Here is a 24,685-nt window from a genome sequence, read left to right on the forward strand (position 1 = left end):
AAACTTATGCGATTTTGAATGAATGGGTTTGATGATAAACTGGTAGAGACTGGATTAAATGCGGCATCCCATCAAATCCATCCCTAACCAAAATGGGATGCTCAAATACGTATTCAAGGTGCTTTGAAGCCATTACTTCGGCCACAGTACCCTGCTGATAAACCTTCCCCTCTTTTAGAAGGATAACCTGATCTGCATAGGCTGCCGCCATATTGAGATCATGTAGCACAGCCAAAACAGCGATATTTTTTGTTTTTAGTTTTGAGGCTATGTGTAAAACCTGATGCTGATGGGCTATGTCTAAACTGGAAGTAGGTTCATCCAACAAAAGGAATTTAGACTGCTCAGATTCTGCCCAAACCTGTACCAAGACCCTGGCCAACTGTACCCTCTGTTTCTCTCCACCCGAAAGCGCTCCATACAACCTGTCCTTGAATTCCCAGGTCAGGGTTTCTATCATAACCTCTTCGATGAGCTCTTCTCCTCCGGATATCCCTAAGGACAAAAGACCTAACTCTACGACTTCCTTTACCTTGAATGGAAAAGTAAGTTGGCTGTGCTGAGGCATTACCGCCCTAACTTTTGCCAATTCCTTAGATCGGTAATTTTGTATGGCTTTGCCATTGTACTTAATTTCCCCAGCATGAACCTTGTATTCTCCCGCCAACAATTTCAAAAGACTGGACTTTCCAGCACCATTTGGCCCTACAATAGCAGCAAATTCTCCTGGCTTTAAATCCAGAGAAACCTTATTGACAATTGCTCTTCCCTGAACCAGATATTGAATATTTTTTGCTTCCAGCATACTACGTTCTGATTTGTTTTACATTAATCAATAACCAGATAAAGAATGGCGCCCCCAAAATGGCCGTTATGATACCAATCGGCATCTCAGCCGGGGCCACCATGGTTCTAGCCAGTAAATCTGCCATCGTCAATAGAATAGCCCCTGCCAAGAAAGATCCCGGTATAACCAGGCGATGATCTGCTCCAAATAATATTCTTAATAAATGAGGCACCACCAAGCCAACAAAGCCAATGGTACCGGTCAACGCTACGGCGGTTCCCACGACCAAAGCACTACCAACCAAAATGAAAAGCTTGGTCCGCTGCACATCTACTCCCATATGAAAGGCCTCACTTTCTCCAATCGCGAGTGCATTCAATGCGCGGTGCTGACCTATAATCAAGCCCACAGGTAAAAAGGAGAATCCCAACATAAGTATGACTTTTTCCCAATTGGCTCCGCCCACGTCCCCGAGACTCCAAAATGTAAAATTCCTCAAGGCCGCATCATCTGCATAAAAAATGGTAAGGCCTATCAAAGCACCCGCGAGGGCATTCAATGCCACACCTGCAAGAATAAGCAAAGAGATATCCGTCTTACCTGCCTGACTGGATAAGCGATATACCAAAAAGGTATTCAACAAGCCTCCAATAAAAGCAAAGCCAACCAATCCAAATTTCCCAAGTGAAGAAAGAATTGTTAGCGAAGAACCAAAAACAATGAAAATGACTGCAAAAAGGGCACTGCCACTACTGACACCGATGAGGCCAGGTTCAACAAGGGGGTTTCTAAATAGCCCCTGCAGTGAAGCTCCCGCAATGCCCAGTGCACCACCTACCAGCATTGCCAATAGCAATCTAGGCAAACGGATCTGAAGCAATACACTTTTTTCCTGTAAACTGACAATATCTGCCCCAATCCAGTCCCCAAAAAATACATGCATTACTTTCGACAAAGGAATTGGATAAGCACCCAAACTCAAAGAAAGAAGGCCAAGACCCAAAAGCATTAAAGCCATGGTTCCTAAGGTCAGTTTATGACGGACCTTTTTGTTCGGTATTACCACTTTAGATACCATTTAATTTTTGCTAATAGACCTTGCCAATTCCAAAGCTGCTTCCGCTATTCTTGGACCGAAACCTGAAAGGTAATGTCCATCGGATGCTAATACCTGCTGCTTTTGGAAAGCAGTGGTTTGGTCTAATCCCCGAATCTGAGAAACCCCATTATTTCCTCCAATAGTGGCCAGACCTGATTCGAAAAAAAGAAGATAATCAGGATTGATAGAAACAATAGCTTCAGGCGTGAGAGGTATAAAATCCTTGAAACCTTTGCCTGCAAATTCCCCACCGGCCATTTCAATTAAAGATTCCGCAAAGGTTTCTTCACCCGCAAGAAAAATAGTCTCCAAACCTCTTGCCATCACAAAAGCGACCTTTGGCTTTTCTTTCTTTTGATTTTCCTCAACAAAAGCTTTTAAAGCTGCCTCATCAGCCTCAAGCCTGGCAACTATTTCTAATGCCTTTTCTTCTGCTTTAAGAAAAGCACCGAGATCATTGATTAACCCATATGTTTCTGAAATCTGCTTTGGTTTTTTAAAAAAATGAAGAACAATACCTGTAGATTCCAATTGTTGAACCACATCAGGAGTAAGATATCCTTCTTCGGCCAATACCAAATCAGGACCCAGCGCCAGAATCCCTTCAGTTTTAATTTGATTCCTATAACCAATGGAAGGGAGTTTTTGGAGATCTGCTGGATAAGTAGATGTTATGTCTGTAGCAATAATCTGATCCTGAAATCCTAAGGCAGCCACAATTTCAGAAACGGTACCTCCTGCAGTGATTATTTTGATTTCTTTAGAGTCAATCTCAACCACGGATTGGTTCCTTCCACAAGAAAATAGCAACAAGGCCAGCAAAGAATAGATGAATGAATACCTTATCATTATTTAGACTAATTAGAAATTACATGGCAAATATCACCTTATTAAGATTAAATCCAAATAAATATTGATTGAAATTTTCTATCGAATTAGATTATCATTCAAAGGGTTATGATTTTTAAATGAAATTGATAAAATCTATCGGAAGGTTGCGGCGCATATTTTCCTCCTATTTTCATGGCCAAAAACCGACAAAAGATTAATTGAAGGCCACCAGAAAATCATTTTTAAAAAGAATTTTCATGTGCAAGGGATCACAATAAGTTATAGAAATAAAAATCAACCGATTATTGGGATTAATTTTCCAAACATCCTTTGGTATTCATTATTAATAATTAATTTTGCGACCGATATCTAAAAAGTGTTCATCCTTTTTACATTACTTAATACAAATGGCAAATATTGGTAAGATAACCCAGGTAATTGGTCCGGTAGTGGACGTCTCCTTTGAAGGAGGTAAATTGCCTAATATTTTGGATGCTTTGACTGTCACCAAAGAGGATGGTCAGAAAGTAGTCCTAGAAGTACAGCAGCACCTTGGCGAAGATAGGGTAAGAACCATCGCTATGGATGCTACTGAAGGTATGGTAAGAGGTCAGGAAGCTGTGGACAATGGTGCGCCAATCTCTGTTCCTACGGGCGAGAGCATCAAAGGAAGACTATTCAACGTGGTCGGTCAAGCTATTGACGGTTTACCTGAGGTAGAATCAGCCAAAAGATTGCCTATTCACAGATCAGCTCCAAAATTTGAAGATCTTTCTACCTCCACAGAGGTGTTGTTTACCGGTATCAAAGTAATCGACTTGATCGAGCCTTATGCAAAGGGTGGTAAAATCGGTCTTTTCGGTGGTGCAGGTGTAGGCAAGACCGTATTGATCCAGGAACTGATCAATAACATTGCTAAAGCTTATTCAGGTCTTTCCGTATTTGCCGGTGTAGGTGAAAGAACCCGTGAAGGTAATGACCTTTTGAGGGAAATGATCGAATCCGGTATCGTTACTTACGGTGAAGAGTTCCTACATACTTTGGAAACTGAAGGTGGTTGGGATCTTTCCAAAGTTGATTTGAAAAAATTGGAAGAGTCAAAAGCAACCTTCGTGTTTGGTCAGATGAACGAGCCTCCAGGTGCCCGTGCAAGGGTTGCCTTGACAGGTTTGACTTTGGCTGAATACTACAGGGATGGTGAAGGTGATGGTGCAGGGAAGGATATCCTTTTCTTCATTGATAACATCTTCCGATTTACCCAGGCGGGTTCCGAAGTATCCGCACTTTTGGGCAGGATGCCATCTGCGGTAGGTTATCAGCCTACACTGGCTACAGAAATGGGTTCCATGCAGGAAAGAATTACCTCTACCAAAAACGGTTCCATCACTTCAGTACAGGCGGTTTACGTACCTGCTGACGACTTGACTGACCCTGCTCCGGCGACTACTTTCGCCCACTTGGATGCTACTACCGTACTTTCCAGAAAGATTGCTGAGTTGGGAATCTATCCTGCTGTAGATCCTTTGGATTCTACTTCAAGGATCTTGACTCCGGATATCTTAGGTGCAGAACATTACAACTGTGCACAAAGGGTTAAAGAGATCCTTCAGCGCTACAAAGAATTGCAGGACATCATCGCTATCTTGGGTATGGAAGAATTGTCCGAAGAAGATAAGATGGTGGTACACAGAGCCAGAAGGGTACAGCGTTTCCTTTCTCAGCCTTTCCACGTAGCAGAGCAGTTTACCGGTTTGAAAGGTGTGTTGGTAGATATCAAAGACACCATCAAAGGCTTCAACATGATTATGGACGGTGAATTGGATCACCTGCCAGAAGCAGCCTTCAACTTGGTAGGTACTATCGAAGATGCCATCGCCAAAGGTGAGAAGATGCTGGCCGAAGTCAATCAATAATATTTCAGGATCACCTGAATAAAAATCAAAATTTATGATGCAGTTGACGATAATTACTCCGGACCAAAAAGTATTTGAGGGAGAAGTCTCTGAGGCTACCTTCCCAGGTGCAAGCGGTTCCTTCCAGGTTTTGAAAAACCACGCGGCTATTGTTTCTGCTCTGGCAAAAGGTAATGTTTCCTATACCACCAAAGAGGGAAAACAAAGCCATGTGATCGAAGGAGGAGTAGTGGAAGTAAATGATAACAAAATTGTCCTTTTGGCAGAAAAAGTAATAGGATAAGTTCTTATCAGCATAAGTTAAAAGCCCGGTCATTTGATCGGGCTTTTTTTTCACTTTCTGATAACTGGTATATATTAGTAAGCTCTCCTCTGATGAATATGTCTCAAAGACATAATTCCATTTATTTCAGTAACTTATTTTGCAATTGAATTTTTAATTCATATCTTTGCAATCCTGAAAGGAGGTGTATACAAATGATCATAGTCAACGTAAAAGAAAACGAATCTATCGAGAAAGCGCTAAAGCGTTTCAAAAAGAAATTTGATAAGACTGGAACTGTTAGGGAACTAAGAGCCAGACAGCACTTTGTGAAGCCTTCTGTCAAAAGAAGAGACGAAGTTATCAGAGCTGCTTACAGACAAAGGTTACAGACAGAAGCAATGAAGTAATTGTTTGTCATCTTTTCGAAATCATACAGACAGCGCATCTACCGAAAGTGGATGCGCTTTTTTTGTATTTAACAATTATTAAGCCTTAGGCTACGTTTTTTAAAAAAATAAGCCGTAGTTTAGGATAAACCTAAATTGTAGCAAGGTTATTCAAAGCATGATAGACTCCTTTATCAATTACTTGGAATTAGAAAAAAGAGCAAGCGCCCATACCGTTCTGGCCTACAGGAAAGATTTGGAGCAGTTTTCCGATTTCTGTCAAACAGCATTTGAAAAAGAGGATATCAGCAAGGCCGAGCACACCGAAATCCGTGCTTGGATCATAGACCTGGTCGAGCAGCAGCTCAGCGCTACCTCGGTCAACCGCAAAATTGCCACCCTCCGGTCTTTTTATAAATTCCTTTTGCGCTCAGGAGAATTAAGTAAAGACCCGACTTACAAAATCAAAGCCCTTAAGACCCCCAAGCGGCTTCCGGAATTTGTGCAGGAAGAGGCGATTGAAAAAATCCTTGATGAAATGGTGTATGAACCCACATTTGAGGGAAAAAGAGACCGTATGGTCATGGAATTTCTTTACCTCACAGGGGTACGTCTTTCTGAATTATTGGACTTAAAATGGAAGGACATAAACTTGCACACAGCCACGATAAAGGTGTTAGGAAAAAGAAAAAAAGAGCGAATAATACCGATCACAAAAACTCTAAAAGAAAATATTCTTTCGTACAAAAAAGTATTTGAAGAAACATTTCCGAATTTCAATGAGAGTGATTATTTTATCGTTACTAATAGCAAAGAGCAGGCCTACCCTATGAAGATTTACCGCATTGTGAGACATTATTTGGACCTTTTTGCTCAGACGACCAAACGAAGCCCCCATTTGCTGAGACATACCTTTGCCACCCATTTACTCAACAAAGGGGCAGACCTTAATGCGGTAAAAGATTTATTGGGCCATGCCAACCTTGCTGCTACCCAAGTATACACACATAATTCCTTGGAAAAACTTAAGGCTGTGTTTGAACAGGCACATCCTAAGGCTTAATATACGTTTAACTTTAAATCTTTACAGTTATGAAACTTCAAATGCATTCCATCCATTTCGATGCCGATCGCAAGCTAATCGACTTCATCCAAAAGAAGGCGGATAAATTGGATACTTTCTATGATCGTATTGTCGACGGTGAAGTTTTTTTGAGATTAGACAAAAATGAAAAAAATGAAAATAAAATTGTTGAAATAAAAATGAATGTGCCGGGTAAAACCCTTTTTGCCAAACACCAAAGTGATTCTTTTGAGGCGGCAGCGGACGAAGCGGTGGAAGCCCTTCGCAGACAGATCAAAAAGTTCAAGGAAAAAACGGCACTGACCAATCAATAAAGAAGGCCCCGTCAAAAGACGGGGTTTTTTCTTTTTAAATCTGCTGGGACTTCCCCGATCTTATACCAAAATAGATAAATAAAACCGAGCAGAGCAGCATCAGGCCAATAAATACCTTCCATTCAGCAAATAGATCAAAGGTAATCCCGAACAAAAGGGGACCCAAGGCAGCGAGATAATAACCCATGGACTGGGCCATTCCGGAAAGGGATGCTGTAGTGTTGTCATGACGGGTACGCAATCCTATCAACGTGTAGGCCAAAGAAATACTGGAGCCTAAGCCAACCCCAACAAGGGTAAGGCCCACATAATTTACCCATAATACTTGGATAAACATTAAACTGAAGCCCACCAAATACATCATTCCCAATACGATAACTACCCCAACCTGGTCTTTATAGCGGGTAGCAATAATGGGTGAAAGAAATGATCCGCTCAAACCGACGATTTGCATCAGGGAAAGCAATATTCCCGCCTCCACTGCACTCAGTCCCCTGTCCATCATCATATCCGGCAACCAGGCAACAATTGTAAAAAACAATAAGGACTGCACGCCAATAAACATACTGATATCCCAAGCCAGTCGGGATTTCCAGACATTAATATTTGGCATATCCCCTGCTTCAGTTTTGGGATTTTCTTTCCACTTCAGTTGGGGTGTCCAGATCAAAATCCCAATAAGCAACAAGCCTACCCAAGCAAGCAAAGAACCTCTCCAGCCCAATTCCAAATCAATAGCCATTGGCGCCGAAATCCCAGAAGCAATGGCAGCAAACAGCGTCATTCCCGTGGTAAAAGAAGCCGTCACCCATCCTATTTTTCCGGGCATCCTGTTCTTGATCAAAGGAATCAAAAGCACGTTGCAGATAACTATGCCTATGCCCGTCAAACCCGTACCAATAAACAGCATATCAGCATCCCCTAATACCCGGATAACCGAACCAATTAAAAGCAAAACCAGGGCATACAGAATCGCCCTGGCATTTCCGAAATATTTACCTATTGCAGCGGAAAACAGGGAAAATGTGGCAAAGGTCAATAAAGGCAATGTGGTCAAGAAGCCCGCCCAACCATTGGATAAATCCAGGTCTTCCCTTATCATAGGAATCAAAGGACCCACTGCAGTGATGGAAGGCCTGAGGTTGAAGGAAACCAAAAGTATCCCCATAAACAGCAACCAAGGTTGCTGATAAAGCGGTTTATCTGAAATCATACAGTCAAGAATTTCTAAGCTCCCCGCTTCAGGTATTTTGCTCCACCATATCCTTTATACAATCCACCCACATGTCCCTGGAATTAAGACTTGGAACCAAATCCCATTTCTCTCCTCCCAACTCCTCAAATTCTTCTTTGTATTCCTCACCAACTTCAATGGTAGTCTCCAGGCAATCAGCCACGAAGGCTGGGGAAAATGCCAAAACTTTTTTCACTCCCTTGGCCGCAAGTTCCTCTATGACATCTTCGGTGTAAGGTTTGATCCAAGGGTCTTTGCCCAATCTGGACTGGAAGCAGGTGACTACCTTATCTTCCGGCAAACCTAATTTAGCGGCTATTAACCTGGTAGTGTGAAAGCACTGCCCCCTATAACAAAACTGGTTTTTCTTGGTATAATTACCGCAACATTTATCACTCAGCTGGCAATACCCATCTACAGAGCCTTTTCTGATCTGCCTTTCGGGCAATCCATGATAAGAAAAAAGATACATGTCATATTTCTCCTTCTCCGTCATTTCCCTGCCCAATTCAGCCCAGGCCTCCAAAAAAAGGGGGTGTTCGACAAAATTACTGATGAAGGTAATATTGGGGATAATCTGCCACTTTCTGGCAATTTCCATTACCTTATCCACCACGGAGCCATTGGTCGCAGAAGCGTATTGAGGGAATAAAGGAATGACAATGATCTTTTTGACATTGGCTTTATTGAGTTTTTTAAGCCCTTCTTCAATACTGGGGGACTGGTAACGCATGGCTATCTCTACCTGATATTTGTCCATGTCCAGCTTTTGTATAAGTTTTTCCCGAAGATCCTCTGTATGAAAAAGTAAGGGAGAGCCCCTGTCGGTCCAAAGTTTTCTGTATTCCTTGGCAGACTTGGGTGCCCTGAATGGGGCTATTATCAGGTTCACTAACATCCACCTTGGAATAAAAGGAAAATCTATTACCCTGCCATCCATTAAGAATTCCCTAAGATATTTTCTGACATCTCCGGTTTTGGTGCTGTCAGGAGTACCTAAATTTACCAGGAGCACCCCGGTTTTTGCTTTATTTTTACTTATCATTGAACTGTTGCTTTTTCTTTCTTCTAATGAAAACCAAAAGTACTGCCTTTGGTTAGAAAATACCAATTGATTCTATGAATGGGCTATTACGGAATAGAAAAATCCATTTGAAGCAGACCAAAAAATGAGTTGACAATAAAAACACTTTGAATACAACACCAATTGGTTTAATTTTCCTTTTTGAAATCAAAACAAATCGGCATGAGTGAACACATGACCCTGGTATTAGCCCATAAGCAGATCCAGCAAAAGATTATCCGGATGGCTTATGAAATATATGAACGCAATTCCTCAGAAGAGCACTTGCTGTTTGCAGGAATCAAAGGAATGGGCAGTCTTCTTGCCTCAGCCCTGGCCAAAACCCTGGAAGAAATTTCACCTTTGAAAGCAAAGGTCATTGAAATCATATTGGACAAACAAGAGGTTAACCGGGGTGAGGTAAAACTTTCAGAAAACATCGATCTGAAAAACAAATGTGTCATTGTTGTAGATGATGTATTGAATACAGGAAAAACACTGATGTACGCCCTCAAACCCTTCCTTGACGCCCCAATTAAGAAGATGGAGGTAGCTGTGCTGGTCAACAGGAGCCATAAATTATTCCCCGTGACACCGGATTATACAGGGCTTGAACTTGCTACTACCCTGAGCGAACACATCACCGTAGATCTCACCAAGGAAAAACAAACTGTCCACCTTCACTAAAAAATCATGTCTGTACACCAGTCCTCCAATATCAAAAGAATCACTACCCATATCCTTCAGGAAATGAAAATGCGTGGAGAAAAAATTTCCATGCTTACCGCCTACGATTTTTCTATGGCTGGCATTATTGATGCAGCGGGAATAGACATCATTTTGGTGGGGGATTCTGCCTCCAATGTGATGGCGGGTCATGAAACTACCCTTCCAATCACCTTGGACCAGATGATCTATCATGCTACTTCTGTAGTCCGTGCAGTCAAAAGGGCATTTGTAGTGGTGGATATACCTTTTGGTTCCTATCAGGGCAATAGTTCTGAAGCTCTCAGATCGGCCATTAGGATCATGAAAGAATCAGGAGCGCATGCCATCAAAGTGGAAGGCGGTGCAGAAATCAAGGAATCAGTCGTCAGAATTCTAAGTGCAGGAGTACCGGTGATGGGACACTTGGGACTTACACCCCAGTCCATTTATAAATTCGGCACCTACACCGTAAGGGCAAGGGAGGAAGCAGAAGCCAAAAAACTATTAGAAGATGCCAAATTACTGGAAGAGTGTGGCTGCTTTGCGATTGTATTGGAAAAAATCCCAGCATCTTTGGCAAAAAAAGTGGCAGAGACCATTCAAATCCCGGTAATCGGCATTGGGGCAGGGCCTGACGTGGATGGACAGGTATTGGTGGTCCACGACATGTTGGGCATTACGCAGGAATTCAAACCCAGATTTCTCCGTCAGTATGCAGATCTCAGGAGTATCATGACCAAGGCGGTTCAGGATTACATAGATGATGTAAAGGCAAAAGATTTCCCAAATCAAAGCGAAAGCTATTGATGAGCGGTTAGTGGATGATCAGTTTTTTACTTAACTGCTTTTTATTTCCCAAAGAAGTAAATTGTAAAATGTAAACGCCGGGAGCAAGATACAAATGCCCTAAGTCAAATTCTATATTAGCCTGTAAATCGGTCCCTTCTAAAATTTCCTGCCCCAACATATTTACTATCCTGAATGATGCGTTTTCCGATACCAGGACCTTCACTTGACCAAAAGATGGGTTGGGAAATACTTTGACCTGCAACTGCTCCCCTGAAGGAGGTAGTCCAAAACCCTTGAATTTCAAAAATTCCAATCCCCCAGCCGTATTTCCCAGAATCAAATCCCTGTCCTGAGAAAATGGCTGAGGCAAAGAAGTAATCCAGGTATTCCTTCCCATTCTGGTAGGTCCTGTCTCGTTGTCTTTAAAGCTGATCGCTACAGTTTGCCTTTGGTTTTGATTCATGAAGTCTTCAACAAACAACAAAATGCCCCTTTGGTCGATAGCGTAAAGAGAAGGCTTATTTCCTTCAAGCACATGCACATTCAGGTTCCTGTTGGCCGGGTTATCAGAAAAACCAAGAAAATCCCTACTGACCAGGGTCAGCTGATTTCCGGCACTTAAATCCAATGAAAACAAGACCAGTTCCCCGGTTTGACGGGCCAAAAGAAAATAATCTTTGTTTTCATAGGCAAAAAAAGTAAAATAATCCTGTGCCCTTATCCCTGTATTGGGGACAGTTATTTCACTCAGGTCACTCAGATCTGCTGAAAAACCAAAATAAACCCTTCTTCTTGGCAGAAAATTCAGGGTATCCACACCCGAAAACCAATAAGTATTTCTTCCGGATATAGTCCTGTACTCCGAATATTGAATATCAGAAAGATTGAACCGCGAAAGGCCTAAAAAATCCTCGTCCACCATTTCAAACCCTTCTTCATTCATCAGGAAACGGTAAGCTTTACCAATCGTCCTTCCCTGAGAATTGACATTGGCGGTCAGGATCAAATCCCCTGAATTTTTAAAGCCCTTGAAAAAAGGACGTGTATTTTCCCCCAAATCCAAGATATCAGCCTGAATAAAAGGCCTGATTCCGGATTGGCCTTTTGTCAATTCAAAAACATTATTTGAGAAATCAGCATTATAAACTCCAGAAGCATCTGAGGAATTGCTGCTGATCAATAAGCTTTCATTTTTCAGGTAAGAGGCATGGAAAATTGGAAAGCGGGGAAGTTGACCATAACCGGGCAGGGTATTGGAAAATTCCCTGAATACCGGATTTATATTGCTCCCTTCATTGGGCAGGAAATAAAGCACATCGCATTCATCCTGTCCGATCAATAGATCAAATATCCCATCCCCATTAAAATCAGCATAGCGAACAGAATGTCCGCCAGCATGCTGGATTCTTGCCCCTGAAAGCTCATTGTTAGGTGCCTGGCTAATGGGAATGCCTCCACAGGTGACTCCAAAACTAAACTGTCCACAAGTACAAAACTCAAAACCTCCCCATCTGGCTACAGGGAATGCAAAGCCATCTATGTCTAGAACACCTTTACGCTCTACGGATGTATTCCTGTATAGTTCAAGATAATCCCCAACCACAAAATTAAAAGTGACAATATCCAAATCCCCGTCTCCATCAATATCTTGGATCACAGGAATATCCAATAGATTGGCCTGAACATTGGAGCCGTTATCCAATCGCAGGAAATTCTGCGCCACTTCCCATCTTGGTACAGCGCCACCTGCAGCTGTGACATTTCGGTAGGCTTTGATTCCAAAGGGACTGCTGGTAAAAAGATCTTTTTTTCCGTCCCCATCAAAATCTGCCAAGACCAAAAACCCATTGACATCATTTGGAAAGTAATAGGCCATTTCGGGCAAATACCTGAACCCATCCTGGGTGCTTTCAAACACCAAAATTCTTCTTGAATTGATATCCCAAATAACAATTTCCTCTTTTCCATCCCCATTGGTATCCATTTCCTGAATCTGGGCCGCATTGATCCCTACCGCAAAAGGCATGGGGATATCCTTTCCCTGGACTTTGATGTTAAGGTTTTGGTCATAAATAAAAGTCTGCTGAGCAGTCAAGAACAAACAGGATAGTAAGAAAAAAAAGAAGAAAACGTACTTCATCCGAAGGGAATTTGAATTCCTAAAATTAAACGAAAGAATTTGATTAAAGATTTTTGCAAAGACTTAATTTTAGGCTTCAATTGGGATAAAATGAAAACCGAAGCACTCTACAAGCATTACCTCCAATCCACTGGTGTAAGTACAGACACCAGAAAAATAGAAAAAGGAAACATTTTCTTTGCACTCAAGGGTCCAAATTTCAATGCCAACGATTTTGCTGTGCAAGCTTTGGAAACAGGTGCATCCTTGGTAGTGGTGGATGAGGAGCGGGTGATACCCTCAGGTGATTCAAGGTATTTCCTGGTAGATGACGTGCTACTGGCTCTCCAAAAATTGGCCAACCACCACAGAAGACAATTGACCATTCCCATTATTGGACTGACGGGAAGCAATGGTAAGACGACCTCGAAGGAGTTGCTTCATGCCGTACTGAAGAAAAAATTCAAAACTTCAGCAACTGTGGGTAACCTGAACAACCATATAGGAGTGCCATTGACTTTGCTATCCATTCCCAAGGATACAGAAATTGCCATCATTGAAATGGGGGCGAACAAGCAAGGGGATATACAGGAACTCTGTGAGATTGCCGAGCCTACCCATGGTTTTATCACCAATATCGGAAAGGCGCATCTGGAAGGCATGGGCGGACCAGAAGGTGTGCTAAAAACCAAAACTGAGCTCTTTCAGCACCTTCGGGCCAACAAGGGAACAGTATTTATCAATTCCCAGGATCCCATCCTGTCCAATATGGCCAAGCGCTTTGAGAATCCTATCCTGTATCCCGCCAAGGGAGATTTTTGTGAGGTCACATTTGTAGGAGCTAATCCTTTTGTAAAGTTCAAAGTGGAAGGGGACGATACAGTTCACCTAAGTTCACTTATAGGTGCTTACAATTTTGGGAACATAGCCACAGCCCTGACTGTGGGCAAGTTTTTTGGAGTCCCTATGGAGCAAGCTGTAGACGCTGTGGTCAATTACAAGCCTTCCAACATGCGATCGCAATTGCTGGAAAAAAGATCCAATTTGATCATCCTGGATGCTTACAATGCCAATCCCTCCAGTATGGAAGTTGCCATACAGACTTTTGGTCAGATGACCGGAAAAAAATACAAAATGGTCATTTTGGGGGATATGTATGAACTGGGAGACAGCACTGAGGAAGAACATAGAAAATTAGGAGAATTGGTAGCGCGTTACAACTTTGACAAGATTTGTTTCACCGGGAAACATATACAGGCCGCATTGGAAAAAGCACCCATCCGCTCCCTGTATTTCCCGGATCCGTTTTCTTTCCGCAACTGGCTTCAGGACTCCAAGCTGGAAGATCATTTGATATTGATCAAAGGAAGTAGGGGCATGAAACTGGAAGGATTGGTTGATTTCATTTAGATAATCATAGGCTGGTGTAGCAAAGTCTAAAAACATTCCTACACCAGTCCTTAAAAACAAAAGAAATCAATTCTCGGAAGAGTTCACTTTCTTCTTCAAGAGCCAGCCTAACCTGAATTCTACCTCAATAGGCCATATTGCTCTGTTGCCAACATCATCGAAAATAAATGCCGGTCCAATATTAAAATAATAATTGAGGGACCCATTGTTGCGCTGAAGTCCCCAATAAGGACCAATTTTAAAGGTATGCGGGGAATACCTAACAAAACTACTGGCAATTTCAGGACCTACATACTGAGCCCTAAAAGTGATGAAATTGCCAACATTGTTTTCTATGTTTTTCCCTTTAGCAATACGTTTATTGAAATTATAATACCTTCTGGTCTGAATATCATAAAAAGGGGCAATCTGATACAACACACCTGTACCAACGAACGGTTCTGTTAGCGGAGGTAGGCTTCCGGAAAATGTAATGCCGGCTTTCTGGGCAAGGGTCCATTGAGGAGCTATACTTTTCTCATATTCCAAAGTAGGAGTAAACGCATTGATTTTCCAAAGGTCTACTGTTTGGGATAAGACAGGATTGATTACAAAAAACAAAATCCCAAAAAATAAGCTTATTACTTTCATTAGCCTAACTTTAAGCTTCAAATCTAAGAAATAATTCGTTTTTAAAAAAATCAAAAATTATGAGCAAAAACTATCTCCCCTTCTTATCTGAACTATCCCGAAACAACCACAAAGACTGGATGGATGCCAACAGGGATTGGTATCAGGAAGTGAGGGCTGAGTTTTTGGAAGATGTTGATTTTTTGCTCAAGGCCATCAGTCAGTGGGAACCCGAAATGTCCAATTTCAAAGCCAAGGACTGTGTCTTCAGACAAAATAGGGATATCCGCTTTTCGGCCAACAAAGAACCTTATAAGATCAATTTTGCCGTCTACTTTTCAGTTGGTGGGAAAAAATCCAATGGACCAGGCTACTACCTACATATCCAACCGGGCCAAAGCTTCCTTGCAGGAGGAATATGGATGCCACCGGCAGATTTCTTGAAGAAAATCCGCCAAGAGATTGATTATTCAGGAAATGAACTATCAGCAATCCTTGAGGAACCTGATTTCAAAAAGGCTTTTGGTGGCCTGGAAGGCGAACAACTGAAAACAACGCCTAAGGGTTACGAATCAGACCATCCATATATTGACCTATTGCGGTTCAAAAGCTTTATTGTTTCCACCCCCCTATCGGACCAGGAAATCAATTGTGGTAAATTCAGGCAAAAAGCCATCGATCATTTCAGAAAAATGAAACCCTTCCATGATTTTCTGGCAAGAGCCATTGAGGAATCCGAGAGCAGAGAAGGACTACTTTGAGATCACTTAGAAATCCACAAAATCTCAATTATCAAAAACCCCTGTAACTGCACCAATTCCCATCAAAATAAGGATAATAATACCTATCCCAAAGGCTACTGCATACCAAAGCAATTTGGCCTTGGCCCAATTGGCTTTATTAGGATTTCCTGTTTTGTCGATGGCCCATACTACCAACATGACCAATCCCAATACCGGAATATTGGCAATAAAAATGCTCAGGAACCAATCTCCGGTATTGACCGGGGGATGTTTAAATTCATTATTGAAGTCCATAATCATTTGAATTTTCGGAATAAACAAGATCCTCCACCCTAAAACTGTATTCACTCATGGCCATATTATTGGGATTGAAAGGGTCTGTCTGAATAAATACAATTTTCACTTCATCATACTCCATGATTTTAGAATAGCTTTTTGCATAAAGTTCGGCACATTTTCGGGCCAGATTTTCTTCGCTTTGGTGCATGGCATGCCCTTTACCATTGATAAGCCGGAGTTCAACCTCTGCATTGGAAACACCATTTTGGTTTGACCTATACATATTGACCTCTACCCGCTCAAAGTCCCCCAATGCCAATAATTCCTCAGGTGGAAAATAACCGTCACCTGCAAGTTTGTTCATTCCCCAAAACATGGCCTTCATTACCTTTTCCCCATCACAGGCACAGGAACTGAACAAAAACAACAGGGGAAGAAATAACAGCAATCCTCTTTTCATACGTATCGTTAAAGGCTACTTGGCCGCCACGGCCTCAATCTCAATCAGCAGGTCTGGATTGGCCAAAGCAAATACAGCAAGGGTAGACCGTGCCACTTTATTGGGATTTGCATCATTATTGAAATATTCCCCATAGGCCCTGAACCAGGCATCCCAATCAATCTTGCCTTCTTTGTCAGGAGCCATGTAAACCCTCAAGAAAATCACATCCTCCATGGTAAATCCGGCTTCCCCAATAGTCTCTTTGATTCTTTCCAGAATACCAATGCTCTGCTCATAGGTATCTCCATATCGTCCGTATGTCCCTGGAACAGCATCGGGATCCTTGACAGGGGCAACCAATCCGGAGGTATAAAAATACTCTTTGCCTGCGGGAATATAGACACCCCTTAAAATGCTTGCATCAGGCCTGTCATATCTGACGATAAATTCCTCTTTAATAGGGCCTCCTGCCGATTGCTGCTTGCCTATCTCAGAATTACAAGCTGCAAGAGATAGCAATAAAGGTAGTATAAGCTTTTTCATTTTTACTTCATTTAGATGCCATGCAAAAGGGCCTGTTTTAACACAAGCCCTATTTTTTTATTCTGCCGCGATCAATTCCTTCTCTTTATTTTTCACCCTTAGGATAAAGTCACTCAACACATTCATGTAATTGATAAATGCGTCATAAGGGGTATCATAATGACTGAAATAGGAATGGACAGCCCCATCAGAAAAGAACTTGGTACACATATAGTAGAAATGATCCGAGGTCTGAAGGTAGTTCCAGTCCCTTTGGATATCAGCGTCATCTATTTTCTTTACCTTAGGCTCCAGTTCATACAATTTGGTAAAAGCCTCTTTTTGAAGATCATTACCCAACCAAGCTGTCAAATCCCTTTCTTCATCTGCCCAGGAGATGGGTACGGGTACGTTGATTTTTGCAATGGGCTTGGCTCCTCTGGCCACTTCAGAAGTGGTGCTGAAATCAAAATCAGTATGGCTAAATACAGCAGCTGGGAGTACCCTCATGAATTCAAAGATTCCTGTTTCTGCCCACTGATGCTCCCCAAATGTTTCATAATCCATAAACAGGTTCAAAACCTCTTGCTCTTTGGGGATGGCATTGATCCAGTTGACAAATTTCTCCGTGGTCAAAGGGTAATCGGACCAGGTTTTGTTGCTGAATCTGAATGCGATGTCATCACTCAACTGGAAATTCTTCAAGAGAACTTTTAGGTTGGGATCGATTGAATTCTGGTAAACAAAATTGGGGCTTTTCCACCCGAGAATATGTTTAGCACCCTCAGTAAGCATGGCTTCATAACCCATTTTGGATACCATGGCACCTATTTTATCGGAATAGATCAATTCTGTATTGCGGAAAACCTTAGGCTCATATCCGTTGAATAGACGCTTGATTTTTGCTTTGTGCCTTTCCACACTTCTGGCAAATTCCTCTTCGCTGGCCAAAGAAGACAAGGCATGCGCATCTGTTTCGCTCAATAATTCCACATGACCGGTCGCTACTAATTCCTGGAAACTGGCAAGTACATCAGGTGCATAGGCTTCAAACTGATCCAGACAGACTCCTGAAATAGAAAAAGTAACTTTGAATTTCCCATTGTAGCGTTTGATCAGATCCAGCAAGAGGGCATTCATAGGCAAGTAGCATTTAGTGGCCACCTTTCTGATGATACTTTTATTGCTGTAATCATCCCAATAATAATGGTCTTCGCCAATATCAAAAAAACGATATGGCTTTATCCTGAAAGGTTGGTGTACCTGAAAATAAAAGCAAATAGTTCTCATGGTTGTTCTTTGTGTAGTTTTTCGTAAACAGTGACAAGTTTGGCAGCGACATGCTCCCATTTCAAATTTTTCAGTTCTTCACTCCCCAGTTCCTTGAACATCTTGGCAATACTTTCATAATGAAGCAAGCCGAAAATTGCATCCGCCATGGCATCCACATCCCAAAAATCAATTTTGATGGCATTTCGAAGCACTTCAGCCACACCGGATTGTTTGGAAATAATCACAGGGGTATTATGTCGTACTGCTTCCAAAGGTGCTATACCAAATGGTTCGGAAACCGAAGGCATGACATACACATCAGAGATGGCATACATGTCATCCACGTCCTGACCTTTCAGGAAACCTGTAAAATGAAACCGGGTTCCCATTCCCAATTCTGCAACCCTTTCTACCATCCGGTTGAGCAGATCGCCGCTACCCGCCATCACAAAACGCACATTGGGATCCCTATCGATTACCTTCTTTGCTGCCTCCACAAAATATTCTGGGCCTTTTTGGAAAGTTATTCTTCCCAGGAAAGTGACAATTTTCTCTGGGACATTTTTTCTGACAGTGGATTCAATGATACTGGCGTCTAACACTGCATTATGGAGCACGCTCACCCTGTCCGGATCTACTCCATACTTTTCTATGACTAAATTTCTGGTGAGGTGACTAACAGCTACCACGTGGTCTGCCGCTAAGAGTCCTGCCTTTTCTATTTCAAAGACTGGCCCTTGTGCTCCGCCTTGTCCAGCCCTGTCAAATTGGGTGGCATGGATGTGGGCGATTAAAGGTTTGCCACTGATCTGCTTGGCAGCAATCCCTGCAGGATAGGCAAGCCAATCATGGGCATGAATGATATCATGGTCCTTCATTTTGGCTATCTGGGAAGCCACCAGCGCATAGCGGGAGACTTCCTCCATCAGGTTTTTCCCATACTTTCCGGAAAATTCATATTTATTGGAAAATACCGACTCTTCTACATCCGTTCTATGGTGAAGGGTATAGTCCGTATATTTCTCAAATTCCTGAGGACCAAGGTAGGGCACCAGGAAGCTGTTGATTTCCAGATAGGTGAGGTTTTTCCAGGTATCGATGAACTTTTTTTCCCGATAGTCAATCTCTATATCGCTGGCATTGACAAAATCAGCTAGCGGTTCCTCATCTCCCCAAAGTTTGGGCACCACAAAAATGATATCTTGGTTGTGATGGACAAGACCTTTTACCAGGCCATAACAGGCCGTTCCCAAACCTCCGGAAATGTGTGGCGGAAATTCCCACCCAAACATTAAAACCTTCATAATAAAACAATTATAATTTTTTGACCAAATACATCATTCGTAACAATTCACCAACACTCCAGGCCTGGGATATGGATCCCTTAGGCCTATGGGGAGGATCACCATCATAAATCTCAGCCACTGTCCCAATGCCATATTGGCTCATTACCTCATCAAATCCTTGAATGATCTTCTCCACGAAATGCTTTCCTGATTTCCCATGAAGCCTGAGATACCCCTCTACAAAATGGCCCAATAGCCAGGCCCATACCGTTCCATTGTGATATGCCAGGTCTCTGGTGTATTGATTGCCATGGTAATACCCTTTGTATCCCGGATCATCAGGGGACAATGAGCGCAACCCTCTTTTCGTAAGCAATTTTGATTTGACGATTTCCAAAATAGAATCCATCTGGCTTTCTTCCAATGGAGAGTAAGGCAGTGAAGTGGCAAAAATCATATTGGGTCTTACTGACCAATCCTTGTAGTTTCCGTCTACATAATCGGCGAGGTAACCTCTTTTTTCATCCCAAAAGACCTCATTAAAGGATTTTTTGACCAAGTCGGCAATTGATTTGATCTCTTCATCTCCGGACAGCTCATGATAAAAACAAAGTGCATTGTACCAGAGCGCATTGATTTCCACGGGACATCCGATCCTGGGCGTAACAGGTCCATCTGAATTAACGGCATCCATCCATGTCAAAGCTATGCCCTCTTCTCCCCCATACATCAGACCATTGTCCAGCATATGGATATTGTAATCAGTCCCCACCCTAAATCCATCAATAATGCCTTTCATTTTGTCAAGGTATTTTTCTTTGACGGTCTTTTTATCCCCGGTAAAAATTATGTATTGCTGAAGGGACCAGAAAAACCACAGCGGCGCATCCATGGACGTCATGTTCCTCATCACCCCACTTCCGACATTTGGGAAGAGTGGCCCATGAAGATCAGCGACCATCGTATCCATAATTTCCAAGAAGGTTTCCTTATCCCCCTGTGTCAAGGTCAGTCCTGGTGAAGCTATAAAAGTATCCCTTCCCCACCAACCAAACCAAGGGTAGCCAGCCACAACATGGGTTTTTCCGTCTCTCCTTTGGATAAACTGACTGGCAGAATTGATCAGGCAGTTTTCGAAATTATTCCTGGGCACACGTCTGGCCAATTCTTTCTCAAAAGCACGCTGTCGGGTACTTGGATCTGCTTCAGTCAAGCCGGCAGAAAAAATCACCGACTCGCCCTTTTCAATATCAAATTCAAAATAACCCGGGTAGAAGAGGTCCTCCTGATACTCATAACCCCTTTCCCTTTCCATGATATATTCAAAATTATAATACCAATCCGGTTCAGAATGGAATTTATTCTTCTTAGAAAGCTGGAGGTATAAAGGACTATATTCAGGATACAACTGAAACTTGGCACCGTTGGGTACTTTTTCAAAATTCCTGTTGACCCTGTCATTGGCTTTGGAAAGGTCATGATAGCCCCTAAAGGCCAGGAAGGGTTTGATCTGAATTTTTGTAGGGGAATGCGCATCCAATAAGGTATAACGGATCATTACCCTGTCTCTATTGGTATCCAAAATCAATTCCTTCTGCAACAGCACCCCTCCTACCCTATAGGTCAATTTTGGGATGGGTTCCGAAGTGAAATCCTCAAGGTACTTATGCCCCCTGGGGAAATAATTTCCTGGAAACTTACTGATCCCCAAATTAAAACTTGCCCCCCTTTGGATAACTGTTTCATGCACAGTAGAGAGCATGACGTGGAGCTGTTCATTGATTTGGGGCTGTGGAACTACCAATAAGCCATGGTATTTTCTGGTGTTACATCCTATTATGGTCGTACTGGTATAGCACCCGCCTCTATTTGTCCGGATGATTTCCCTATCCAGTGAATAATTCAGGTTGATTAGTTGGGTTTTGTCAAAATGGATATAACTCATGCGGTAAAAGTTTGAGATTTCCATAAAAATACCTTTTTGGTCGGGAAAGAAAAACTAATTAGCACAAAAATAAAGGTTATGTTGCCATAACCTTAGCCAAATTATTTGATAAACGGAATGTTTTAAACTAAATCATGAAGATTATTCCATTTTCTCTGGTTATTCCCCAGATCAAGAACGGATGCCTTCCTTCTGCAATTCCTCGAAGTTCTTTAAGGATTCTTCAAATTTCGACATATAAAGTCTGATTACCTTGATATCCACAGGTTGAATTTTCGGAAATTTTGGCGAAACTTTAAATAATGTAAACATGCCTTTTGTAACTTTTTTTAACCAATTAAACAAAACTTATGCCATTTTGGGTTTTTTGCTAAGTTAAAAACTAAAAAAGCCCCTGTATAAAGGGGCTTTTTGGGTGGGAGACCGGGTTCGAACCGGCGACCTCTGGTGCCACAAACCAGCGCTCTAACCAGCTGAGCTACAACCACCGTTTATCTTAAAATTCAGGACATCTTCCCGAATGGATTGCAAAGGTAATGCTTCCTTATTTTCTAAGCAATACTCAGTCTTTAATTTTTCTGGAAAATTTTAGACGCATCCCTTTCTTTTCTTCATGAAATTCGCCGTTTTCGTACACCAAATGTCCGGAAACAATCGTGTGGGTAACCTGGGAACGGAAGGTATGCCCTTCAAAAGGAGACCATCCACATTTGGCCAGAATGTTGCTTTTTTCCACTTTCCAGGGCTTATCCAAATCCACAATGACCAAATCGGCATAGTATCCCGGCCTGATATAGCCCCTCTTTTCTATTTCAAAAAGGATGGCCACATTATGACACATTTTCTGGGCTATCTGATCTAGCCTTATCTTGCCCTGATGATAAAGATCCAGCATGGCTACCAGGCTGTGTTGGACCAAAGGCCCTCCTGAAGGAGCTGAAGTATAGGGCTGAGCCTTCTCTTCCAGGGTATGGGGCGCATGGTCCGTGGCAATCACATCAATATTCCCTTCCAGAACTCCCTGAAGGATCCTGTCCCTGTCGGCTTTGGTCTTTACAGCCGGATTCCATTTGATGAGATTGCCTTTTTCTTCATAATCCTCATCAGAAAACCAAAGATGGTGGATACATGCTTCCGCTGTAATCCTTTTTTCTTCCAATGGAAGGGTATTATCAAAAAGGTCCACCTCTTTGCCTGTGCTTATATGGAGCACATGGAGTTTAGTACCATATTTCCTGGCCAAATCAACCACCTTTTTGGAGGCATCATAGCAGGCTTCTTCTGAACGGATGATCGGATGAAACTTCACGGGAATATTTTCACCGTATTCCTTTTTGAATTTTTCGAGGTTTGCCTTGATGATGTTGTCATTCTCGCTATGGGTAGCAATCAAAAGTTTGCACTCCGCAAAAATCCTCTCCAGACTTTCCGGATTATCCACCAGCATATTGCCAGTGGAAGAACCTTGGAATACTTTAATGCCGCATACATTCTCAGGGTCTACCTTTAGGATTTCTTCTATGTTATCATTGGTAGCCCCAAAAAAGAAGGAATAGTTAGCAAGTGATTTCTCGGAAGCGATTTTAAATTTCTCTTCCAACAATTCAATGGTAATGCTCTGCGGCACTGTATTGGGCATTTCCATATAAGAAGTCACCCCTCCTGCAACAGCAGCTTTGCTTTCTGTATAAATGTCGGCTTTGTGGGTAAGTCCGGGTTCCCTGAAATGCACCTGATCATCAATAATCCCCGGAAATATATACTTCCCGGAGGCATCAATACGCAGGTCAGCATCAAAACCTGAGAGATCAGGACCCACGTTATAGATCAATCCATCCTTCACCAAAATATCAGAACGGGTAATCTGTCCTTCATTTACTATATTTGCACCGGTTATCAGTATACTTTTCATTCGGTTTATTCAGTTTGATACAATTTATATGGTTTGGGAGATGAAATCAGGGATTTCACCTGTCATCTATAAACAACAGGCCTTAACTCAAAAGTGTTCCTTTGATAACCCCTGAACTTCTGTTCCAAAAATACAAAAACATGTCTGATAGCACGCCTACTTTCGAAAATTTCAAATTAAATAAACAGCTTTTGGAGGCAGTAAATGAGACTGGCTATTCCAAACCTACTCCTATTCAGGAAAAGGCTATTCCATTGGCCCTATCAGGCCATGACGTTTTGGGTATCGCCCAAACAGGAACAGGAAAAACTGCTGCCTATGTGCTCCCTTTGCTCATGAAAGTAAAGTATGCACAGGGCATGCATACCCGTGCCCTTATTTTGGCACCGACAAGGGAATTGGTCATGCAAATTGAGGAAGCAGTAGTCACTTTTGGAAAATATACGGACCTCCGCTATGTCTGTCTTTATGGAGGACTTGGCCCAAAAACCCAGATCGAAAAACTCCAACAGGGAGTGGATATCATCATCTCCACCCCGGGAAGGTTCATGGACCTTTACAAAAAAGGAGAGATATTCACCAAGGAAATCAAAACCATGATCCTGGATGAAGCAGACAAGATGTTGGACATGGGATTCATGCCCCAGATCCGTGCTATTCTCGAAGTCATCCCGGTCAAAAGACAGAATTTATTGTTTTCTGCGACTTTTGGCCCAAAAGTAGAAAGGCTTTCGCACGAATTCCTGGAATTCCCTGAAAGGGTAGAAGTAGCCCCGCAGGCCACTACAGCAGAAACCATCCAACAGGTAAAATATGAAGTTCCCAACATTAAAACCAAGATCAATCTATTGATCCACCTCTTGGAGGATCCAAGCTTGAATAGGGTGATCATTTTTACCAAATCCAGAAAAAATGCAGAGTCGGTTTACAGTTACCTGGAAAGAAAAAAAATAGGTGAAATTAGAGTAATCCATGCAAACAAAGGTCAAAACACCCGCATCAACTCCATGGAAGACTTCAAGTCAGGAGAAGTGCGTATTTTGGTAGCCACCGATGTAGCAGCCAGGGGTCTTGACATCAGCATGGTCAGCCATGTAATCAATTTTGATGTGCCTTTGATTTATGAGGATTATGTTCACAGAATTGGCCGGACCGGTAGGGCTGAAAATGAAGGATTTGCCATCACCTTTGTCAACCCGGCAGAAGAATACCATTTCGAAAAAATCCAGGACATCATCCGAATGGAAGTTCCAAGGGTACAGATTCCTTCAGAGGTAGAAATTACCCCAACGCCTTTTGAAGAGAAACAGGGGTATGAAAGGGAAATAGACAACCAGAAAAAGAAGGAAAATCCTGATTACAAAGGAGCCTTCCATGAAAAAAAGGTAAAGCATAAACCATCCCAGCAAAAAAAGGAAAAAAGAGGGAATAAAAACTCCAAGGCCAAAAGGAACCGCAATCAGCTTAAAACGCAAGGAAAGTATAAGAATAAATAGGGTGAAACGTAAGTCGGAAATTCGAAGTCGGGTTTCAGGACGTGACAGCTAAATATGGCAAGGAAATATTTCATGGCAGCAAATTTTGGGTAGACTTGAAGATTACACATTTATCTGAAAACAAAAAGACCTGTCAGGATTTCCGCCCAACAGGTCTTTGCTTTTGTTCTTTTTATG

At 42.2% G+C, this 24,685-nt stretch carries 24 protein-coding genes and 1 tRNA gene; 10 read left to right on the plus strand and 15 right to left on the minus strand.

Going from position 1 to position 24,685, the window contains the following annotated elements; translation table 11 throughout:
- Positions 1–4 precede the first annotated feature (4 nt).
- Genes BC751_RS02045 through BC751_RS02055 form a run of 3 tightly spaced genes read right to left on the minus strand, consistent with a single transcriptional unit; the run spans position 5 to position 2,735 of the window.
- Positions 5–805: a heme ABC transporter ATP-binding protein gene (locus tag BC751_RS02045; RefSeq protein ID WP_130274093.1), complete on the minus strand. Its 801-nt coding sequence runs from the start codon at positions 803–805 to the stop codon at positions 5–7.
- Position 806: 1 nt separating this feature from the next.
- A complete protein-coding gene (locus BC751_RS02050) occupies positions 807–1,805 on the minus strand; it encodes a FecCD family ABC transporter permease (RefSeq protein WP_242617335.1) in 999 nt (332 codons plus the stop codon).
- A gap of 60 nt (positions 1,806–1,865) precedes the next feature.
- Positions 1,866–2,735 carry a heme/hemin ABC transporter substrate-binding protein gene (locus BC751_RS02055; protein ID WP_130274095.1) on the minus strand — a complete coding sequence of 290 codons (870 nt, stop codon included), beginning with the start codon at positions 2,733–2,735 and terminating at the stop codon, positions 1,866–1,868.
- Positions 2,736–3,124: 389 nt separating this feature from the next.
- On the opposite strand from BC751_RS02055, the gene atpD reads away from it, so the two are divergent.
- The 5 genes from atpD to hpf all read left to right on the plus strand — a co-directional run bounded on the left by atpD (position 3,125) and on the right by hpf (position 6,679).
- Positions 3,125–4,630 carry a F0F1 ATP synthase subunit beta gene (atpD, locus tag BC751_RS02060; protein WP_130274096.1) on the plus strand — a complete coding sequence of 502 codons (1,506 nt, stop codon included), beginning with the start codon at positions 3,125–3,127 and terminating at the stop codon, positions 4,628–4,630.
- Positions 4,631–4,664: 34 nt separating this feature from the next.
- Complete coding sequence (gene atpC / locus BC751_RS02065) at positions 4,665–4,913, plus strand: ATP synthase F1 subunit epsilon (RefSeq protein ID WP_130274097.1); 249 nt, start codon at positions 4,665–4,667, stop codon at positions 4,911–4,913.
- A gap of 194 nt (positions 4,914–5,107) precedes the next feature.
- Positions 5,108–5,302, plus strand: coding sequence for a 30S ribosomal protein S21 (gene rpsU, locus BC751_RS02070; protein WP_130274098.1), 195 nt, complete (start codon positions 5,108–5,110; stop codon positions 5,300–5,302).
- A 157-nt stretch (positions 5,303–5,459) separates the two neighbouring features.
- Positions 5,460–6,344: a tyrosine-type recombinase/integrase gene (locus BC751_RS02075; protein ID WP_130274099.1), complete on the plus strand. Its 885-nt coding sequence runs from the start codon at positions 5,460–5,462 to the stop codon at positions 6,342–6,344.
- A gap of 29 nt (positions 6,345–6,373) precedes the next feature.
- On the plus strand, positions 6,374–6,679 hold the full coding sequence (gene hpf / locus BC751_RS02080) for a ribosome hibernation-promoting factor, HPF/YfiA family (protein ID WP_130274100.1): 306 nt from the start codon (positions 6,374–6,376) through the stop codon (positions 6,677–6,679).
- Positions 6,680–6,713: 34 nt separating this feature from the next.
- Here the strand turns inward: hpf and BC751_RS02085 are convergent, their stop codons facing one another.
- Both BC751_RS02085 and hemH read right to left on the minus strand, forming a co-directional pair.
- Positions 6,714–7,892 (minus strand): CynX/NimT family MFS transporter, encoded by a 1,179-nt coding sequence (locus BC751_RS02085; protein ID WP_130274101.1) that lies wholly within the window; start codon positions 7,890–7,892, stop codon positions 6,714–6,716.
- 28 nt (positions 7,893–7,920) lie between these two features.
- The gene (gene hemH / locus BC751_RS02090; protein WP_130277467.1) at positions 7,921–8,955 is read right to left on the minus strand and encodes a ferrochelatase; all 1,035 of its coding nucleotides are present in this window, start codon (positions 8,953–8,955) and stop codon (positions 7,921–7,923) included.
- Positions 8,956–9,159: 204 nt separating this feature from the next.
- On the opposite strand from hemH, the gene BC751_RS02095 reads away from it, so the two are divergent.
- On the plus strand, positions 9,160–9,663 hold the full coding sequence (locus BC751_RS02095) for a phosphoribosyltransferase family protein (protein ID WP_130274102.1): 504 nt from the start codon (positions 9,160–9,162) through the stop codon (positions 9,661–9,663).
- 6 nt (positions 9,664–9,669) lie between these two features.
- A complete protein-coding gene (panB, locus tag BC751_RS02100) occupies positions 9,670–10,491 on the plus strand; it encodes a 3-methyl-2-oxobutanoate hydroxymethyltransferase (RefSeq protein WP_130274103.1) in 822 nt (273 codons plus the stop codon).
- A 7-nt stretch (positions 10,492–10,498) separates the two neighbouring features.
- Here the strand turns inward: panB and BC751_RS02105 are convergent, their stop codons facing one another.
- Positions 10,499–12,613 (minus strand): T9SS type A sorting domain-containing protein, encoded by a 2,115-nt coding sequence (locus BC751_RS02105; protein ID WP_130274104.1) that lies wholly within the window; start codon positions 12,611–12,613, stop codon positions 10,499–10,501.
- Between the two features lie 90 nt (positions 12,614–12,703).
- Here BC751_RS02105 and BC751_RS02110 point away from each other — a divergent pair, with 90 nt between their 5' ends.
- On the plus strand, positions 12,704–14,002 hold the full coding sequence (locus tag BC751_RS02110) for a UDP-N-acetylmuramoyl-tripeptide--D-alanyl-D-alanine ligase (RefSeq protein ID WP_130274105.1): 1,299 nt from the start codon (positions 12,704–12,706) through the stop codon (positions 14,000–14,002).
- A 66-nt stretch (positions 14,003–14,068) separates the two neighbouring features.
- Here the strand turns inward: BC751_RS02110 and BC751_RS02115 are convergent, their stop codons facing one another.
- The gene (locus tag BC751_RS02115) at positions 14,069–14,632 is read right to left on the minus strand and encodes a hypothetical protein (protein WP_130274106.1); all 564 of its coding nucleotides are present in this window, start codon (positions 14,630–14,632) and stop codon (positions 14,069–14,071) included.
- Positions 14,633–14,691: 59 nt separating this feature from the next.
- Here BC751_RS02115 and BC751_RS02120 point away from each other — a divergent pair, with 59 nt between their 5' ends.
- Positions 14,692–15,372: a DUF2461 domain-containing protein gene (locus BC751_RS02120; protein WP_130274107.1), complete on the plus strand. Its 681-nt coding sequence runs from the start codon at positions 14,692–14,694 to the stop codon at positions 15,370–15,372.
- Positions 15,373–15,396: 24 nt separating this feature from the next.
- Here BC751_RS02120 and BC751_RS02125 read toward each other — a convergent pair whose 3' ends face one another.
- The 8 genes from BC751_RS02125 to BC751_RS02160 all read right to left on the minus strand — a co-directional run bounded on the left by BC751_RS02125 (position 15,397) and on the right by BC751_RS02160 (position 23,012).
- Complete coding sequence (locus tag BC751_RS02125; protein ID WP_130274108.1) at positions 15,397–15,648, minus strand: hypothetical protein; 252 nt, start codon at positions 15,646–15,648, stop codon at positions 15,397–15,399.
- A complete protein-coding gene (locus tag BC751_RS02130; protein ID WP_130274109.1) occupies positions 15,635–16,093 on the minus strand; it encodes a hypothetical protein in 459 nt (152 codons plus the stop codon). The genes BC751_RS02125 and BC751_RS02130 overlap by 14 nt, the downstream gene beginning before the upstream one ends.
- Before the next feature lie 15 nt (positions 16,094–16,108).
- Positions 16,109–16,618, minus strand: a complete 510-nt coding sequence (locus BC751_RS02135) for a RidA family protein (RefSeq protein WP_130274110.1) — start codon at positions 16,616–16,618, stop codon at positions 16,109–16,111.
- Positions 16,619–16,675: 57 nt separating this feature from the next.
- Positions 16,676–17,887 carry a glycoside hydrolase family 57 protein gene (locus BC751_RS02140; RefSeq protein WP_130274111.1) on the minus strand — a complete coding sequence of 404 codons (1,212 nt, stop codon included), beginning with the start codon at positions 17,885–17,887 and terminating at the stop codon, positions 16,676–16,678.
- Complete coding sequence (locus BC751_RS02145; RefSeq protein WP_130274112.1) at positions 17,884–19,173, minus strand: glycosyltransferase family 4 protein; 1,290 nt, start codon at positions 19,171–19,173, stop codon at positions 17,884–17,886. Before BC751_RS02145 ends, BC751_RS02140 begins: the two co-directional genes overlap by 4 nt.
- Positions 19,174–19,183: 10 nt before the next feature.
- Positions 19,184–21,100 (minus strand): amylo-alpha-1,6-glucosidase, encoded by a 1,917-nt coding sequence (locus BC751_RS02150; protein WP_130277468.1) that lies wholly within the window; start codon positions 21,098–21,100, stop codon positions 19,184–19,186.
- A 413-nt stretch (positions 21,101–21,513) separates the two neighbouring features.
- Positions 21,514–21,589 (minus strand) — tRNA-His (locus BC751_RS02155).
- Between the two features lie 73 nt (positions 21,590–21,662).
- Positions 21,663–23,012: a dihydroorotase gene (locus BC751_RS02160; RefSeq protein WP_130274113.1), complete on the minus strand. Its 1,350-nt coding sequence runs from the start codon at positions 23,010–23,012 to the stop codon at positions 21,663–21,665.
- Between the two features lie 140 nt (positions 23,013–23,152).
- On the opposite strand from BC751_RS02160, the gene BC751_RS02165 reads away from it, so the two are divergent.
- The gene (locus tag BC751_RS02165; RefSeq protein WP_130274114.1) at positions 23,153–24,508 is read left to right on the plus strand and encodes a DEAD/DEAH box helicase; all 1,356 of its coding nucleotides are present in this window, start codon (positions 23,153–23,155) and stop codon (positions 24,506–24,508) included.
- The last annotated feature ends 177 nt before the right edge of the window (positions 24,509–24,685 follow it).

The sequence above is a fragment of the Cecembia calidifontis genome (assembly GCF_004216715.1).
In the GTDB taxonomy this organism is placed as follows: domain Bacteria; phylum Bacteroidota; class Bacteroidia; order Cytophagales; family Cyclobacteriaceae; genus Cecembia_A; species Cecembia_A calidifontis.

What these genes read in the sequence shown, in the direction of transcription:
- BC751_RS02045 (WP_130274093.1), bottom strand. Translation starts at nt 805, where the DNA reads ATGCTGGAAGCAAAAAATATTCAATATCTGGTTCAGGGAAGAGCAATT.
- BC751_RS02050 (WP_242617335.1), bottom strand. Translation starts at nt 1,805, where the DNA reads ATGGCTTTAATGCTTTTGGGTCTTGGCCTTCTTTCTTTGAGTTTGGGT.
- BC751_RS02055 (WP_130274095.1), bottom strand. Translation starts at nt 2,735, where the DNA reads ATGATAAGGTATTCATTCATCTATTCTTTGCTGGCCTTGTTGCTATTT.
- atpD (WP_130274096.1), top strand. Translation starts at nt 3,125, where the DNA reads ATGGCAAATATTGGTAAGATAACCCAGGTAATTGGTCCGGTAGTGGAC.
- atpC (WP_130274097.1), top strand. Translation starts at nt 4,665, where the DNA reads ATGATGCAGTTGACGATAATTACTCCGGACCAAAAAGTATTTGAGGGA.
- rpsU (WP_130274098.1), top strand. Translation starts at nt 5,108, where the DNA reads ATGATCATAGTCAACGTAAAAGAAAACGAATCTATCGAGAAAGCGCTA.
- BC751_RS02075 (WP_130274099.1), top strand. Translation starts at nt 5,460, where the DNA reads ATGATAGACTCCTTTATCAATTACTTGGAATTAGAAAAAAGAGCAAGC.
- hpf (WP_130274100.1), top strand. Translation starts at nt 6,374, where the DNA reads ATGAAACTTCAAATGCATTCCATCCATTTCGATGCCGATCGCAAGCTA.
- BC751_RS02085 (WP_130274101.1), bottom strand. Translation starts at nt 7,892, where the DNA reads ATGATTTCAGATAAACCGCTTTATCAGCAACCTTGGTTGCTGTTTATG.
- BC751_RS02095 (WP_130274102.1), top strand. Translation starts at nt 9,160, where the DNA reads ATGAGTGAACACATGACCCTGGTATTAGCCCATAAGCAGATCCAGCAA.
- panB (WP_130274103.1), top strand. Translation starts at nt 9,670, where the DNA reads ATGTCTGTACACCAGTCCTCCAATATCAAAAGAATCACTACCCATATC.
- BC751_RS02105 (WP_130274104.1), bottom strand. Translation starts at nt 12,613, where the DNA reads ATGAAGTACGTTTTCTTCTTTTTTTTCTTACTATCCTGTTTGTTCTTG.
- BC751_RS02110 (WP_130274105.1), top strand. Translation starts at nt 12,704, where the DNA reads ATGAAAACCGAAGCACTCTACAAGCATTACCTCCAATCCACTGGTGTA.
- BC751_RS02115 (WP_130274106.1), bottom strand. Translation starts at nt 14,632, where the DNA reads ATGAAAGTAATAAGCTTATTTTTTGGGATTTTGTTTTTTGTAATCAAT.
- BC751_RS02120 (WP_130274107.1), top strand. Translation starts at nt 14,692, where the DNA reads ATGAGCAAAAACTATCTCCCCTTCTTATCTGAACTATCCCGAAACAAC.
- BC751_RS02125 (WP_130274108.1), bottom strand. Translation starts at nt 15,648, where the DNA reads ATGGACTTCAATAATGAATTTAAACATCCCCCGGTCAATACCGGAGAT.
- BC751_RS02130 (WP_130274109.1), bottom strand. Translation starts at nt 16,093, where the DNA reads ATGAAAAGAGGATTGCTGTTATTTCTTCCCCTGTTGTTTTTGTTCAGT.
- BC751_RS02135 (WP_130274110.1), bottom strand. Translation starts at nt 16,618, where the DNA reads ATGAAAAAGCTTATACTACCTTTATTGCTATCTCTTGCAGCTTGTAAT.
- BC751_RS02140 (WP_130274111.1), bottom strand. Translation starts at nt 17,887, where the DNA reads ATGAGAACTATTTGCTTTTATTTTCAGGTACACCAACCTTTCAGGATA.
- BC751_RS02145 (WP_130274112.1), bottom strand. Translation starts at nt 19,173, where the DNA reads ATGAAGGTTTTAATGTTTGGGTGGGAATTTCCGCCACACATTTCCGGA.
- BC751_RS02150 (WP_130277468.1), bottom strand. Translation starts at nt 21,100, where the DNA reads ATGAGTTATATCCATTTTGACAAAACCCAACTAATCAACCTGAATTAT.
- BC751_RS02160 (WP_130274113.1), bottom strand. Translation starts at nt 23,012, where the DNA reads ATGAAAAGTATACTGATAACCGGTGCAAATATAGTAAATGAAGGACAG.
- BC751_RS02165 (WP_130274114.1), top strand. Translation starts at nt 23,153, where the DNA reads ATGTCTGATAGCACGCCTACTTTCGAAAATTTCAAATTAAATAAACAG.